The sequence below is a fragment of the Pseudomonas sp. UBA7500 genome (genome assembly GCF_002478435.1).
Classification (GTDB): Bacteria; Pseudomonadota; Gammaproteobacteria; order Pseudomonadales; family Pseudomonadaceae; genus Aquipseudomonas; species Aquipseudomonas palmensis.
Genome location: NZ_DLNW01000034.1, coordinates 58,666 through 71,805 on the forward strand (window position 1 = coordinate 58,666; position 13,140 = coordinate 71,805).

The following is a 13,140-nucleotide window of genomic DNA, read 5'->3' on the forward strand; positions in this document are numbered from 1 at the left end:
CTTAGCGAATGTTGGGGCCGATGAAACGGCTCTTGGCTTCGACCTGGGTGCCGTTGTCGTCGGCGTCCTTGAGGGTGAAGGTGACTTCGTTGGCAGTCGAAGGCAGATCTTCCGGTGCCATCGACAGTTGTACCGGCAGGCTGACGATATCGCCGGCCGCCACGCGGATCTCCCGCGCGCCTTCGAGCTTGAGGTCCGGCAGGCCGGAGGCATCGAGCACGTACACGTGGTCGCGCTGGTCCTTGTTCATCACCTTGAGGCTGTACACGTTCTCGATGCGGCCCTGGGCGTTCTCGCGGTACAGCACGCGGTCCTTGCTCACGTCGAAGCCCACCAGCGGGCGCATGAGGAAGGCGGTGGCCAGCAGGCCGATCATCACCAGCAGCACCACGAAGTAGCCGATCAGGCGCGGGCGCAGCATGTGCGTCTTCTGCCCCGACAGGTTGTGCTCGGTGGTGTAGCTGATCAGCCCGCGCGGGTACTCCATCTTGTCCATGATGGTGTCGCAGGCATCGATGCAGGCGGCGCAGCCGATGCACTCGATCTGCAGGCCGTCGCGGATGTCGATGCCGGTCGGGCACACCTGCACGCACATGGTGCAGTCGATGCAGTCGCCCAGGCCCTTGGCCTTGTAGTCCATGTCCTTCTTGCGCGGGCCGCGGGTTTCGCCGCGACGCGGGTCGTACGACACGATCAGCGTGTCCTTGTCGAACATCACGCTCTGGAAGCGCGCATACGGGCACATGTAGATGCACACCTGCTCACGCAGCCAGCCGGCGTTGCCGTAGGTGGCCAGGGTGAAGAAGCCGACCCAGAAGTAGGCCCAGCCGTCGGCCTGGCCGGTGAAGAATTCGATGCTCAGTTCGCGAATGGGGCTGAAGTAGCCGACGAAGGTCATGCCGGTGACGAAGCCGATGCTCAGCCACAGGCTGTGCTTGGCCAGCTTGCGCAGCAGCTTGTTGGCGCTCATGGGCGCCTTGTCGAGCTTGATGCGCTGGTTGCGGTCGCCTTCGGTGACCTTCTCGCACCACATGAAGATCCAGGTCCACACGCTTTGCGGGCAGGTATAGCCGCACCACACGCGCCCGGCGAACACGGTGATGAAGAACAGGCCGAAGGCCGCGACGATCAGGATGCCCGAGAGCAGGATGAAGTCCTGGGGCCAGATGGTGGTGCCGAAGATGTAGAACTTGCGCTCGGGCAGGTTCCACCACACGGCCTGGTGCCCGCCCCAGTTCAGCCAGACGGTACCGAAGTACAGCAGAAACAGGAGGGCCCCGCCGGCCATGCGCAGGTTGCGGAACAGGCCGGTGAAGGCGCGGGTGTAGATCTTTTCCCGTGCGGCATAGAGGTCGACGCCGCCGGCATCTTTCTTGGCAGGTGGGGTGACGTCATGTACTGGAATCTGTTTGCTCATCATTGAGTCCCACGGCAGTGGAAAAGTGCCGCGGCCAGTACATGCCGACCGCAGTCAGAAGTTGTTGCTGCTCTAGGGCGCATGATACGCCTGTCATTGCGGTACAGGGTGCAGTGCGACCTTTGGTCGCGTTGGTTAGTGGCGGGCGATAGTGTAGTGGAGCTTGTCAATTGACCTGAGTCACGTGGGTGGCAGATCCGGCCCCTTGGCCGGCTTGCCGGCAGAAGGGGCCTGCGCCAATAAAAAGGCCCCGCCAGCAACACTGGCGGGGCCTTTTCACAGCCGGGGCATGTTCACTGCGCTTCGGCGGTTTTCTCTGGCTGGTGCGACAGGCTGTAGACATAGGCCGCCAGCAGGTGGACCTTGTCGTTGCCCTGAATGTCCTGCTGCGCCGGCATCTGGCCCTGGCGGCCGTAACGGATGGTCTGCTGCAGCTGGGCGTAGCTCGAGCCGTAGATGAACGCCTGCGGATGGGTCAGGTTGGGCGCGCCCATCGCCGGGGTGCCTTTGCCTTCCGGCCCGTGGCAGGCCACGCAGTTGGCGGCGAACAGCTTCTTGCCGTTTTCCACGTCGGCCTTGGCGTCCTTGGGCAGGGTGCGGCCATCGAGGTTGGTCAGCACGAACCCGGCCACATCGGCCACGCCCTGCTCGCCGATCACTTCGGCCCACGCCGGCATCACGCCGTGACGACCGCCCATGATGGTGGCCTTGATGGTCTCGGGCTCGCCGCCCCAGCGCCAGTCGTCGTCGGTCAGGTTGGGGAAGCCGTAGGAGCCCTTGGCGTCGGAGCCGTGGCATACCGAGCAGTTGGAGGCGAACAGGCGGCCACCCATCTTCAGGGCTTGCGGGTCCTTGGCCACTTCTTCAATTGGCATCGCTGCAAATTTGGCGAAGATCGGCCCGAACTTGGCATCCGAGCGCGCCATTTCCTTTTCCCACTCGTGCACGCCGGTCCAGCCCGACTCGCCGTTGGCAAAGGCCACCTTGTTTTCGTTGTCCAGGTACTGGTAGCCCGGCAGCAGGCCTTTCCAGTTGCCCAGGCCCGGGTACAGCACCAGGTAGCCCAGGGCGAACACGATGGTGCCCACGAACAGCATGAACCACCACTTGGGCAGCGGGTTGTCGTATTCCTCGATGCCGTCGTAGGCGTGGCCCACGGTTTCTTCGGTGGTTTCGCTGCGCTGGCCCTTGCGGGTGGACAGCAGCAGCCAGGTCAGGGCAAAGATGGTACCCAGACTCAGAACGGTGACGTACAGACTCCAGAAGGTAGTCATTCTTTGTTACTCCTAGAAGCGCTCGCTTGCGCTTGCTCGACGTGCTTGCTGGCTTCGGGATCATCCGCGAAGGGCAGCATGGTCGCTTCGTCGAACTCGGACTTGCGCCGAGAACTGAATACCCACAACGCCAGGCCGATGAAGGCCACCATCACCACGACGGTGCCCAGGCCACGAATCATCCCGATATCCATCAAGGTCACCGTTTGCTTTTGATGATGGTGCCCAGCCCTTGCAGGTAGGCAACCAGAGCGTCCATTTCAGTCTTGCCCTTGACCGCGTCGCGGGCACCGGCGATGTCCTCGTCGGTGTAGGGCGTGCCGAGGGTACGCAACACTTCCATTTTCCTGGCGGTCAGCTTGCCGTCGAGGGTGTTCTCCACCAGCCACGGGTAGGCCGGCATCTTCGACTCCGGCACCACGTTGCGCGGGTTGTACAGGTGCGCGCGGTGCCAGTCGTCGGAGTAGCGGCCGCCGACGCGGGCCAGGTCAGGCCCGGTACGCTTGGAACCCCACAGGAACGGGTGGTCCCATACGCTTTCACCGGCTACCGAGTAGTGGCCGTAGCGCTCGGTTTCGGCGCGGAACGGACGGATCATCTGCGAGTGACACTGCACGCAGCCTTCACGGATGTAGATGTCGCGGCCTTCCAGCTCCAGCGCGACGCGGGGCTTCATGCCCTCGACCGGCTTGTTGGTGACGTCCTGGAAGAACAGCGGGACGATCTGGGTCAGGCCGCCGATGCTCACGGCGATGACCATGAAGAAGGCCAGCAGGCCGATATTCTTCTCGACTACTTCGTGCTTCATCAGTGAGCTCCAACGACAGCGATCTGAGCGGCGGCTTCAGCTTCGGCCGGCTGCGAGGCGCGGACGGTGCGCCAAACGTTGTAGGCCATCAGCAGCATGCCGGAGGCGAAGAACGCACCGCCCAGTGCACGCACGATAAAGCCCGGGTGGCTGGCCTGCAGCGCTTCGACGAAGGAGTAGGTGAGGGTGCCGTCGTCGTTGATGGCGCGCCACATCAGGCCCTGGGTGATGCCGTTGACCCACATCGAGGCGATGTACAGCACGGTGCCGATGGTCGCCAGCCAGAAGTGCGCGTTGATCAGGCCCACGCTGTGCATCTGCACGCGGCCATAGATTTTCGGAATCATGTGGTACAGCGCGCCGATCGAGATCATCGCTACCCAGCCCAGAGCGCCGGCGTGTACGTGGCCGATGGTCCAGTCGGTGTAGTGCGACAGCGAGTTGACGGTCTTGATCGCCATCATCGGGCCTTCGAAGGTCGACATGCCGTAGAACGCCAGCGACACCACCAGAAAACGCAGGATCGGGTCGGTGCGCAGCTTATGCCAGGCGCCCGACAGGGTCATCATGCCGTTGATCATGCCGCCCCAGCTCGGGGCCAGCAGGATGATCGACATCGCCATGCCCAGCGACTGCGCCCAGTCGGGCAGTGCGGTGTAGTGCAGGTGGTGGGGGCCTGCCCAGATGTACAGGGTGATCAGCGCCCAGAAGTGCACGATCGACAGGCGATACGAGTAGATCGGGCGTTCGGCCTGCTTGGGTACGAAGTAGTACATCATGCCCAGGAAGCCGGTGGTCAGGAAGAAGCCTACGGCGTTGTGGCCGTACCACCACTGGATCATCGCGTCGGTCGCGCCCGAGTAGGCCGAGTACGACTTGAACAGGCTGACCGGCAGCGAGGCGTGGTTGACGATGTGCAGCATCGCGGTCACCACGATGAAGGCACCGTAGAACCAGTTGCCCACATAGATGTGCTTGGTCTTGCGCTTGACGATGGTGCCGAAGAACACCGCACCGTAGGTAACCCACACGATGGCCAGCAAAATGGCGATAGGCCATTCCAGTTCTGCGTATTCCTTGGTCGTGGTGTAGCCCAGCGGCAGGGTGACCAGCGCGCCGACGATCACCGCTTGCCAGCCCCAGAAGGTGAAGGCCGCGAGGCTGTCGGAAATCAGTCGCGTCTGGCAGGTTCGCTGCACGACATAGTAGGAAGTGGCAAACAGTGCGCACCCACCGAAGGCGAAGATCACCAGGTTGGTGTGCAGGGGGCGCAGGCGTCCAAAGCTCGTCCACGGCAGGTCCAGGTTCAGCTGAGGCCAGACCAGTTGCGAGGCGATGAAGACACCGAGGCCCATGCCAAGGATCCCCCAGACCACCGTCATGATGGCGAACTGGCGGACGACCTTATAGTTATAAGCAGTCGGACTGATTGCTGTGCTCATTCTAAGGTTCCACGGTTTGGGTGTTTTTGTTGGTTAAAAAATCGGCGCAAGTATGTATAAACCGTGTGGTTATTGCAACGCGATGGAAATCGCGCCGCACCTTGCGAAGGCCGATTTTACGGCGTTTCCAGCCGATTGGCGGTGGGAATTGTACACAATCGCAAGGCGATAATGTGCACCATTATTCCGCTTTCGTTGTGCACGCATTAAGCTGCCTTGGCACTATCGTCCTGCGTGGTCAGGGCAGGCAATTCGCACTTGGGCCGGGATCCATCAGCCTTTGGTGGTGGCTCGCGAACAGAAAGTGCGCCAAAAAGGTGCATTCAGGTGCAAGACTTCAAGCCACTGTGGCAACAAGCTTAGTCTCGATCAGGGGGGGTGCAAGGCGGGTGTGCGGCGGGGTGCGACACTTGGTCGCAAGGGGCGGTGGGAACCGCCGCACCGTTGTCGATGCGGCGGTTTGAGTCAAGGCTCAGTTACATCATCGTTTCACTTGGCAGTTACGTTCTCTGCCGGTTGCGACAGGCTGTAGACATAGGCCGCCAGCAGGTGGACCTTGTCGTTGCCCTGAATGTCCTGCTGCGCCGGCATCTGGCCCTGACGGCCGTAACGGATGGTCTGCTGCAGCTGGGCATAGCTCGAACCGTAGATGAATGCCTGCGGGTGGGTCAGGTCAGGTGCGCCCATCGCCGGGGTGCCTTTGCCTTCCGGTCCGTGGCAGGCCACGCAGTTGGTGGCGAACAGCTGCTTGCCGTTTTCCACGTCGGCCTTGGCGTCCTTGGGCAGGCTGCGGCCATCGAGGTTGGTCAGCACGAACCCGGCCACATCGGCCACGCCCTGCTCGCCGATCACTTCGGCCCAGGCCGGCATCACGCCGTGACGACCGCCCATGATCGAAGCCTTGATGGTTTCCGGGTCACCGCCCCAGCGCCAGTCATTGTCGGTGAGGTTGGGGAAGCCGTAGGCACCCTTGGCGTCCGAGCCGTGGCACACCGAGCAGTTGGAGGCGAACAGGCGACCGCCCATTTTCAGCGCCTGCGGGTCCTTGGCCACTTCCTCCACCGGCATGGCGGCGAACTTGGCGAAGATCGGCCCGAACTTGGCGTCGGCGCGGTCCATTTCCTTTTGCCACTCGTTGGCGCCGGTCCAGCCGTTCTCGTAGCCGGGCAGGATGCCTTTCCAGTTGCCCAGGCCCGGGTACAGGATCAGGTAGCCCACCGAGAACACCAGGGTGCCGACGAACAGCCAGAACCACCACTTGGGCAGCGGGTTGTCGTACTCCTCGATGCCGTCGAAGCTGTGGCCCATGGTCTGGTCGGTGGTGCCCTTGCTCTGGCCCTTGCGGGTGCTGAGCAGCAGCCAGGTCAGGCCGATCAGGCTACCGATGGTCAGTACGCAGATGTACGTACTCCAGAAGGTGGTCATTGCCCGTTACTCCTCGATTCGGATTCTTTGGCGGCAGGTACAAGGCGATCGTCGGCGAACGGCAGCAGGCTCGCTTCGGCGAACTCGCGGTCACGCCGGCCGCTGAACACCCACAGCGCCAGGCCGATGAAGGCGATGGCTACCAGCAGGGTGCCCAGGCCGCGCAACTGGCCGATATCCAGTGTGAAGTCCATGGCGCTTACCTCTTGTTCTTGATCGCGGTGCCGAGCACCTGCAGGTAGGCGACCAGCGCGTCCATCTCGGACTTGCCCTTGAGCGAGGCCACGGCGCCGGTGATATCGTCGTCGCTGTAGGGCACGCCCAGGGTGCGCATCACGCGCAGCTTGGTCTCGGTATGGCTGCTGTCGACCGGGTTGGCCACCAGCCACGGGTAGGCCGGCATCTTCGACTCGGGTACCACGTTGCGCGGGTTGTACAGGTGCGCACGGTGCCAGTCGTCGGAGTAGCGGCCGCCGACGCGGGCCAGGTCAGGCCCGGTACGCTTGGAGCCCCACAGGAACGGGTGGTCCCACACGCTTTCACCGGCTACCGAGTAGTGGCCGTAGCGTTCGGTTTCGGCGCGGAACGGGCGGATCATCTGCGAGTGGCACTGTACGCAGCCTTCACGGATGTAGATGTCGCGGCCTTCCAGCTGCAGCGCGGTGTAGGGCTTCATGCCTTCGACCGGCTTGTTGGTGACGTCCTGGAAGAACAGCGGGACGATCTGGGTCAGGCCGCCGATGCTGACGGCAAACACCATCAACAGCACCAGCAGGAAGACGTTCTTCTCGATTACTTCGTGTTTCATCAGGTTCTCCTCAGGCCAGCTGCGCAGTGGCGTTGGCGGTCTCGCCCGCTGGGGCACGCACGGTGCGCCAGGTGTTCCAGGCCATCAGGAACATGCCGGTGAGGAAGATCGCACCGCCCACGAACCGCACGATGAAGCCAGGGTGGCTGGCCACCAGGGTTTCGACGAAGGAGTAGGTCAGGGTGCCGTCGGCGTTGACTGCACGCCACATCAGGCCCTGGGCGATGCCGTTGACCCACATCGAGGCGATGTACAGCACGGTGCCGATGGTCGCCAGCCAGAAGTGCGCGTTGATCAGGCCCAGGCTGTACATCTGCTCGCGGCCGAACACTTTCGGGATCATGTGGTACAGCGCGCCGATCGAGATCATCGCTACCCAGCCAAGGGCGCCGGCGTGTACGTGGCCGATGGTCCAGTCGGTGTAGTGCGACAGGGCGTTGACGGTCTTGATCGCCATCATCGGGCCTTCGAAGGTCGACATGCCGTAGAACGCCAGCGATACCACCAGAAAGCGCAGGATCGGGTCGCTGCGCAGCTTATGCCAGGCGCCCGAGAGGGTCATCATGCCGTTGATCATGCCGCCCCAGCTGGGCGCCAGCAGGATCAGCGACATCACCATGCCCAGCGACTGCGCCCAGTCGGGCAGGGCGGTGTAGTGCAGGTGGTGCGGGCCGGCCCAGATGTACAGGGTGATCAGGGCCCAGAAGTGCACGATCGACAGGCGATACGAGTACACCGGGCGCTCGGCCTGCTTGGGCACGAAGTAGTACATCATGCCCAGGAAGCCTGCGGTCAGGAAGAAGCCTACGGCGTTGTGGCCGTACCACCATTGCACCATCGCGTCGGTGGCGCCGCCGTACAGCGAGTACGACTTGGTCAGGCTGACCGGGATTTCCAGGTTGTTGACGATATGCAGGATCGCCACGGTGATGATGAACGCACCGAAGAACCAGTTGCCCACGTAGATGTGCTTGGTGGTGCGCTTCATCAGGGTGCCGAAGAACACCACGGCGTAGGCCACCCAGACGATGGTGATCAGGATGTCGATCGGCCATTCCAGTTCGGCGTATTCCTTGGAGCTGGTATAACCCAGCGGCAGGCTGACGGCCGCGAGCACGATCACCAGTTGCCAGCCCCAGAAGGTAAAGGCGGCAAGGCGTGGCGAGAACAGCACGGTCTGGCAGGTACGCTGTACCGAGTAGTAGGAGGCGGCGAACAGTGCACAGCCCCCGAAGGCGAAGATCACCGCGTTGGTGTGCAAGGGGCGCAGGCGCCCGAAGCTGGTCCACGGGAGGTCGAAGTTGAGTGAAGGCCAGACGAGCTGCGCGGCGAGAAAAACGCCGAGCCCCATCCCGACGATTCCCCACACCACCGTCATAATGGCGAATTGGCGGACCACCTGGTAGTTGTAGGCGGTACTGCTGGTTGTGTTCATGTATGGGTTCCCATCCACGGTTATAGGCAGGCTAAACAGCGAGGCAAGCATGAGTAATGGGCAAGTGGCCGGTATTGACGGGGATCAATGGGCGCAGTGGGTCGAACAACGCGGCTGGTTGTACGATGCCCCGCAAAATCAGGCAGATGCGTCGCCCCTGGGGTGCCTGATCCTGGCCCACGGCGCGGGCGCACCCATGGACAGCGCGTTCATGACCGACATGGCGCAGAGGCTTGCCGCGCAAGGGCTGGCGGTACTGCGCTTCGAGTTTCCCTACATGGCCCAGCGCCGGCTCGATGGTGGCAGAAGGCCGCCAAACCCCCAGGCCCGCCTGCTCGACTGCTGGCGCGAAGTGGTGGCCCAGGTGCGACCATTGGTCGCTGGGCCGCTGGTGATCGGCGGCAAGTCCATGGGCGGGCGCATGGCCAGCCTGGTGGCGGACGAACTGGGGGTGGATGCGCTGGTGTGCCTGGGGTATCCGTTCTATGCCGCAGGCAAGCCCGAGAAGCCGCGGGTGGCGCACCTGGCCGAACTGAAGACGCCAACCCTGATCGTGCAGGGCGAGCGTGATGCGCTGGGCAATCGCGAGACGGTGGAGGGGTATGCACTGTCGTCAGCCATCGAGCTGTGCTGGCTGGTGGCAGGGGATCATGACTTGAAGCCGCTGAAGGCCTCGGGGTTCAGCCATGCGCACCACCTGGGGGCGGCGGCGGACAGCATCGTGGCGTTTTTACGCTGATGGCCGCTTCGCCGGCAAGGCCGGCTCCTGCAACGACCGCAGTCCCCTGCAGGAGCCGGCCTTGCCGGCGAAGCCTTTGAATCAGTCGCGGTATTCGCACAGGTAGGCGGTATCGACCTTCACCTGCAACTGGAACTTGCTGTCGGCCGGCACATTGAACTGGCTGCCGGCGGTAAAGGTTTCCCAGTTGTCGCTGCCCGGCAGCTTGACGATCAGGGCGCCGGACACCACGTGCATGATCTCGCGCTTGGCCGTACCGAACTCGTACTCGCCCGGGGCCATCACGCCGACAGTGGCCGGGCCTTCGGCGCTGGTGAAGGCGATCGACTTGACCGTGCCATCAAAGTACTCGTTGACCTTAAACATGGGCGACTCCTGAAAGGGGCAAAAAAGGGCTGGCCAGTATGCCCAAGCCTCCCGGTGGCGTCATCCGCTTTCAGGCGCCCTGGGCCGGCAGGCTCAGCGGCAGCAGGCGTGCGGTATTGCGCGCATCTTCCAGGGCGCGGTGCTGCTGCCCGACAAACTGCAGCCCGGCCAGGGCCAGCGCGCCCTTGAGCCCGGGCGGGCGTTTCAGGTGGCGGGCCTTGGCGAAGCGCTGCTTGAGGTTGAGGTGGCAGGTGTCGGCCAGCAGGCTGTGCACCTGGTGCACCTGCCATTCCTGCAGCAGCTGGCGGCGATCGTAGTCGCCCCAGCTGACCCAGCCCTGCAGGTGCGCCTGCTGATGCTGCAGCCAGTGCTCGAACCCGTCCCACACCTTGGCAAAGGAGGCGGCGGCGTCGATGTCCGTCTGGGCGATATGCGTCAGCTCACGGCAAAAGGGCGTCAGCAGCGGGCGCCGCCGGGGTTTGACGAAGCGCTGGAAGTGGTCCACCTCGCGGCCTTCGCGGTTGACCAGGCTGGCGCCGATCTCGATGATTTCCATGTCTTCGATCGGCCAGCCACCCTCGTCGGTGGTAGCTTCCAGGTCGATCACCAACCAGTGGCCCATGGCAGGCTCCTTGACAGATACTCGCCTGAGCGTAGCCAATCTGTGGCCTGTGCGGTATCCCGTGGCCATTTGCCTGATGGTTCTGCCAGTTGTGCAAGCGTAGGAAAACGCCTAGTTTAGGCGCGAACCCGTAAAGAGTGTGTTGCCTTGAGTTCAGCGTCACTGCCACAGGTCGTGCTCTCCCTGTCGATGCTCGCGGTGGCGTGGCTGACCACACCGGCGTGTGCCCAGGAGCAGATCAGGATCGGCGCAGCGCACTTTCCGCCGTACACCGTCAATCCCGAACGCGATACCGGCAGCGGCCTGCTGGCGCAGTTGATCCAGGCCTTGAACGCGCTTCAGGACACCTACCATTTCACGCTGGTGCCCACCTCCATACCGCGACGCTTTCGCGACTTCAACGAGGGTCGCATCGACATGGCGATCTTCGAAAACCCTGACTGGGGCTGGAAAGGCATCGACTTCGTCAAGGTCGATCTCGGCCTCGAAGATGCCGAAGTCTTCGTCACGCACAATATCGAAGGCCGCGGCCAGGGCTACTTCGACAGCCTGCAGGGCAAGCGCCTGGCGTTGTACAGCGGCTATCACTACGCCTTCGCCGGTTTCAATGCCGACGCCAGGTACCTGCAGCAAACATTCGGCGCCACCCTGACCTATTCCCACGACAGCAACCTGATGATGGTGCAGCGCGACCGCGCCGACGTGGCCTTGGTGACCCGTTCGTACCTGTACGACTTTCTGGCGCGCCACGAGGATTACCGAGGCCAGTTCCTGGCCTCCGAGCGTACCGACCAGACCTATCACCATTACGCACTGCTGCGTCCCCAGGCACCGATCAGTGGCGAGGCCTTTGCCCGCCTGTTGCAGCAACTGCACGAGAACGGCCAGTTGCAGGACATCTTCGGGCCTTACCAGATCGGTGTCAGCGCGGCCCATTCGCCCTAAATTCGCCCACGGTTTTCACGTCAACAGCAGTGAGATTGTCTCTTCCACTTCGTGAGCCCAAGACCATGCCTTCCGATACCGCAACCTGCGCGTTGTCCCTGCCGCGCTGGCGCAGCCTCAGCGCCGATGAAACCGACTGCCACCTGAGCCTGGTGCTCGAAGACACGCCATTGGTGCGCCTGCGTCTGGAGCGCGGTGACGACCTCAACGTGCACCTGCAATACACCTGCCCCGAGCGCCCACAGCAGGCGTTGTGGGCCGCGTGCTACTGGCTGTTTTCCCGCGATCCGGGGTGTCAGCGCCTGTGCTGGCATCTGGCGCAGGAGCCCGAGGCGGCACTGGCCAGCGGCCTGCTGGTGGCCGACGAACAGGCGGGGCGCTACCGCTGCGAGCGCACGCTGTTCTGGCAGTTGCCGCAACCGTGGCTGGGCGAATCGCTGTCGGGCGTGTACCCGCAGCAGATGCAGATCAGTGCCGGCAAGCGTCATCCGCGCCGTGCGCCCAAGCCGCGGGGGGAAGTGTATCGGCGCTTCGATGCGCGGCTGGGGGCCTGGATCTCGTTGCGGACCCTGGAAATCGACCACGACCTGGAGCGCTTCAACCGTTGGCAGAACAACCCGCGGGTGCTGAGCTTCTGGCAGGAGGGCGGCAGCCTCGAACAGCACCGCGACTACCTGAGCAAGCTTGAGGCCGACCCGCACACACTGACCCTGATCGGCTGCTTCGACGACCAGCCGTTTGCCTACTTCGAAGCCTACTGGGCCAAGGAGGACCGGATTGCACCGTTCTATGCGGCCGACGACTACGACCGTGGCATTCACATGCTGGTAGGGGAGCAGACGCACCGCGGGCCGCACAAGGTGGCCAGCTGGCTGTCGGCGCTGGTGCACTACCTGTTCCTGGACGACCCGCGTACCCAGCGCGTGGTGGCCGAGCCTCGGGCCGACAATGCCAAGATGATCGGCTACATGCATGACCAGTGCTTTCACTGCGAGAAGGAATTCGACTTCCCGCACAAGCGTGCGGCGCTGATGATCCTGGGGCGCGAGCGCTTCTTCGAGCGCTGCAGGCTGGTATAGGCCGGCACCCGATCCTGTAGGCGCCGGCGTTGCCGGCGAACCAGCACAAGGCGCTCGTGCTGCCGGACACCCGGCATCTGGCCTGGAGGGTCGCCGGCAACGCCGGCTCCTACAGGGCAGCAGCGGCGCAGGGTGGCCCCTTCAGGCCACCTCACCCCGCGCCAGCGACACCTTGCGGCAATGCACCAGCGCATCGCGAATCATGAAGTTCACCAGGGTCGGCGACACGCCCAGCTCCTTGGCGATGTCCTTCTGCGGCACGCCATGCAGGCGGTACATCTCGAACGCATAGCGGGTGCGCTGCGGCAGCTCGCTCAGCGCATCGGCAATGTGCTCAAGCGTCGCGAAATTGATGTGCGTGGCTTCGGGCGAGGCACCATGGATGACCACATTCAGACCTTCCTCTTCGCTGCCGGAATACTTCAGCTCCATCGCCTGCTTGCGGTAATGGTCGATGGCCAGGTTGCGCACGATCTGGAACAGGTAGCTCAACTGCGCCTTGAACGACGAGGTGATCTGCGGGGCTGCACTGAGCCGGAAGAAAGCGTCCTGCACGACATCCTCGGCGCGTGAGCGACACCCGGTGATCCGGGCGGCAATTTTCACCAGAATGCTGCGATTGTCGACGAACGCTTGGAGTAACGGTGAATCGCACTTACTTGTGGACAGTTGTTCCGCCATGGAAATTTCACCTTGTTCTCGAAGAGGGAAGCGAAGCACTCCGCGAGGAGATGCTTCCTACGACGTGCGACAAGCTATTCTTAATGATAATTATTGTCA

General features: G+C 63.1%; 15 protein-coding genes. 3 read left to right on the top strand and 12 right to left on the bottom strand.

Features of this window, described 5'->3' with window-relative positions; translation table 11 throughout:
- Nucleotide 1 precedes the first annotated feature (1 nt).
- The 9 genes from ccoG to ccoN (B4I46_RS15475) all read right to left on the bottom strand — a co-directional run bounded on the left by ccoG (nucleotide 2) and on the right by ccoN (B4I46_RS15475) (nucleotide 8,609).
- On the bottom strand, nucleotides 2-1,417 hold the full coding sequence (ccoG, locus tag B4I46_RS15435) for a cytochrome c oxidase accessory protein CcoG (RefSeq protein WP_054915577.1): 1,416 nt from the start codon (nucleotides 1,415-1,417) through the stop codon (nucleotides 2-4).
- A 293-nt stretch (nucleotides 1,418-1,710) separates the two neighbouring features.
- Nucleotides 1,711-2,691, bottom strand: coding sequence for a cytochrome-c oxidase, cbb3-type subunit III (gene ccoP, locus B4I46_RS15440; protein WP_043862384.1), 981 nt, complete (start codon nucleotides 2,689-2,691; stop codon nucleotides 1,711-1,713).
- Entirely contained in the window at nucleotides 2,688-2,885 is a 198-nt protein-coding gene (locus tag B4I46_RS15445; protein WP_043862418.1) for a CcoQ/FixQ family Cbb3-type cytochrome c oxidase assembly chaperone, read from the bottom strand. Before B4I46_RS15445 ends, ccoP (B4I46_RS15440) begins: the two co-directional genes overlap by 4 nt.
- Before the next feature lie 5 nt (nucleotides 2,886-2,890).
- Nucleotides 2,891-3,499: a cytochrome-c oxidase, cbb3-type subunit II gene (gene ccoO / locus B4I46_RS15450; protein ID WP_043862385.1), complete on the bottom strand. Its 609-nt coding sequence runs from the start codon at nucleotides 3,497-3,499 to the stop codon at nucleotides 2,891-2,893.
- Entirely contained in the window at nucleotides 3,499-4,941 is a 1,443-nt protein-coding gene (gene ccoN, locus B4I46_RS15455; RefSeq protein WP_043862386.1) for a cytochrome-c oxidase, cbb3-type subunit I, read from the bottom strand. Before ccoN (B4I46_RS15455) ends, ccoO (B4I46_RS15450) begins: the two co-directional genes overlap by 1 nt.
- A gap of 489 nt (nucleotides 4,942-5,430) precedes the next feature.
- On the bottom strand, nucleotides 5,431-6,366 hold the full coding sequence (gene ccoP / locus B4I46_RS15460) for a cytochrome-c oxidase, cbb3-type subunit III (RefSeq protein ID WP_043862387.1): 936 nt from the start codon (nucleotides 6,364-6,366) through the stop codon (nucleotides 5,431-5,433).
- Nucleotides 6,363-6,560 carry a cbb3-type cytochrome oxidase subunit 3 gene (locus B4I46_RS15465; protein ID WP_043862388.1) on the bottom strand — a complete coding sequence of 66 codons (198 nt, stop codon included), beginning with the start codon at nucleotides 6,558-6,560 and terminating at the stop codon, nucleotides 6,363-6,365. The genes ccoP (B4I46_RS15460) and B4I46_RS15465 overlap by 4 nt, the downstream gene beginning before the upstream one ends.
- Before the next feature lie 5 nt (nucleotides 6,561-6,565).
- Complete coding sequence (ccoO, locus tag B4I46_RS15470; protein ID WP_043862389.1) at nucleotides 6,566-7,174, bottom strand: cytochrome-c oxidase, cbb3-type subunit II; 609 nt, start codon at nucleotides 7,172-7,174, stop codon at nucleotides 6,566-6,568.
- A 10-nt stretch (nucleotides 7,175-7,184) separates the two neighbouring features.
- A complete protein-coding gene (ccoN, locus tag B4I46_RS15475; protein ID WP_043862390.1) occupies nucleotides 7,185-8,609 on the bottom strand; it encodes a cytochrome-c oxidase, cbb3-type subunit I in 1,425 nt (474 codons plus the stop codon).
- A gap of 49 nt (nucleotides 8,610-8,658) precedes the next feature.
- On the opposite strand from ccoN (B4I46_RS15475), the gene B4I46_RS15480 reads away from it, so the two are divergent.
- Complete coding sequence (locus B4I46_RS15480; RefSeq protein ID WP_043862391.1) at nucleotides 8,659-9,348, top strand: alpha/beta fold hydrolase; 690 nt, start codon at nucleotides 8,659-8,661, stop codon at nucleotides 9,346-9,348.
- Nucleotides 9,349-9,429: 81 nt separating this feature from the next.
- On the opposite strand, the gene B4I46_RS15485 is transcribed toward B4I46_RS15480, so the two are convergent.
- Nucleotides 9,430-9,714 (bottom strand): pyrimidine/purine nucleoside phosphorylase, encoded by a 285-nt coding sequence (locus B4I46_RS15485; RefSeq protein ID WP_043862392.1) that lies wholly within the window; start codon nucleotides 9,712-9,714, stop codon nucleotides 9,430-9,432.
- A 70-nt stretch (nucleotides 9,715-9,784) separates the two neighbouring features.
- The gene (locus tag B4I46_RS15490) at nucleotides 9,785-10,336 is read right to left on the bottom strand and encodes an exonuclease domain-containing protein (protein ID WP_286900883.1); all 552 of its coding nucleotides are present in this window, start codon (nucleotides 10,334-10,336) and stop codon (nucleotides 9,785-9,787) included.
- A 189-nt stretch (nucleotides 10,337-10,525) separates the two neighbouring features.
- On the opposite strand from B4I46_RS15490, the gene B4I46_RS15495 reads away from it, so the two are divergent.
- Nucleotides 10,526-11,281 (top strand): substrate-binding periplasmic protein, encoded by a 756-nt coding sequence (locus B4I46_RS15495; protein ID WP_043862419.1) that lies wholly within the window; start codon nucleotides 10,526-10,528, stop codon nucleotides 11,279-11,281.
- A 65-nt stretch (nucleotides 11,282-11,346) separates the two neighbouring features.
- Complete coding sequence (locus B4I46_RS15500; protein ID WP_123753609.1) at nucleotides 11,347-12,360, top strand: GNAT family N-acetyltransferase; 1,014 nt, start codon at nucleotides 11,347-11,349, stop codon at nucleotides 12,358-12,360.
- A 141-nt stretch (nucleotides 12,361-12,501) separates the two neighbouring features.
- Here the strand turns inward: B4I46_RS15500 and B4I46_RS15505 are convergent, their stop codons facing one another.
- Complete coding sequence (locus B4I46_RS15505) at nucleotides 12,502-13,041, bottom strand: RNA polymerase factor sigma-70 (RefSeq protein ID WP_043862395.1); 540 nt, start codon at nucleotides 13,039-13,041, stop codon at nucleotides 12,502-12,504.
- Nucleotides 13,042-13,140: the final 99 nt, after the last annotated feature.

Coding starts and splice junctions, on each gene's coding strand:
- ccoN (WP_043862386.1), bottom strand. CDS start 4,941: ATGAGCACAGCAATCAGTCCGACTGCTTATAACTATAAGGTCGTCCGC.
- B4I46_RS15500 (WP_123753609.1), top strand. CDS start 11,347: ATGCCTTCCGATACCGCAACCTGCGCGTTGTCCCTGCCGCGCTGGCGC.
- B4I46_RS15495 (WP_043862419.1), top strand. CDS start 10,526: ATGCTCGCGGTGGCGTGGCTGACCACACCGGCGTGTGCCCAGGAGCAG.
- B4I46_RS15480 (WP_043862391.1), top strand. CDS start 8,659: ATGAGTAATGGGCAAGTGGCCGGTATTGACGGGGATCAATGGGCGCAG.
- ccoP (WP_043862384.1), bottom strand. CDS start 2,691: ATGACTACCTTCTGGAGTCTGTACGTCACCGTTCTGAGTCTGGGTACC.
- B4I46_RS15490 (WP_286900883.1), bottom strand. CDS start 10,336: ATGGGCCACTGGTTGGTGATCGACCTGGAAGCTACCACCGACGAGGGT.
- B4I46_RS15445 (WP_043862418.1), bottom strand. CDS start 2,885: ATGGATATCGGGATGATTCGTGGCCTGGGCACCGTCGTGGTGATGGTG.
- ccoN (WP_043862390.1), bottom strand. CDS start 8,609: ATGAACACAACCAGCAGTACCGCCTACAACTACCAGGTGGTCCGCCAA.
- ccoP (WP_043862387.1), bottom strand. CDS start 6,366: ATGACCACCTTCTGGAGTACGTACATCTGCGTACTGACCATCGGTAGC.
- ccoO (WP_043862389.1), bottom strand. CDS start 7,174: ATGAAACACGAAGTAATCGAGAAGAACGTCTTCCTGCTGGTGCTGTTG.
- ccoG (WP_054915577.1), bottom strand. CDS start 1,417: ATGAGCAAACAGATTCCAGTACATGACGTCACCCCACCTGCCAAGAAA.
- B4I46_RS15505 (WP_043862395.1), bottom strand. CDS start 13,041: ATGGCGGAACAACTGTCCACAAGTAAGTGCGATTCACCGTTACTCCAA.
- B4I46_RS15485 (WP_043862392.1), bottom strand. CDS start 9,714: ATGTTTAAGGTCAACGAGTACTTTGATGGCACGGTCAAGTCGATCGCC.
- ccoO (WP_043862385.1), bottom strand. CDS start 3,499: ATGAAGCACGAAGTAGTCGAGAAGAATATCGGCCTGCTGGCCTTCTTC.
- B4I46_RS15465 (WP_043862388.1), bottom strand. CDS start 6,560: ATGGACTTCACACTGGATATCGGCCAGTTGCGCGGCCTGGGCACCCTG.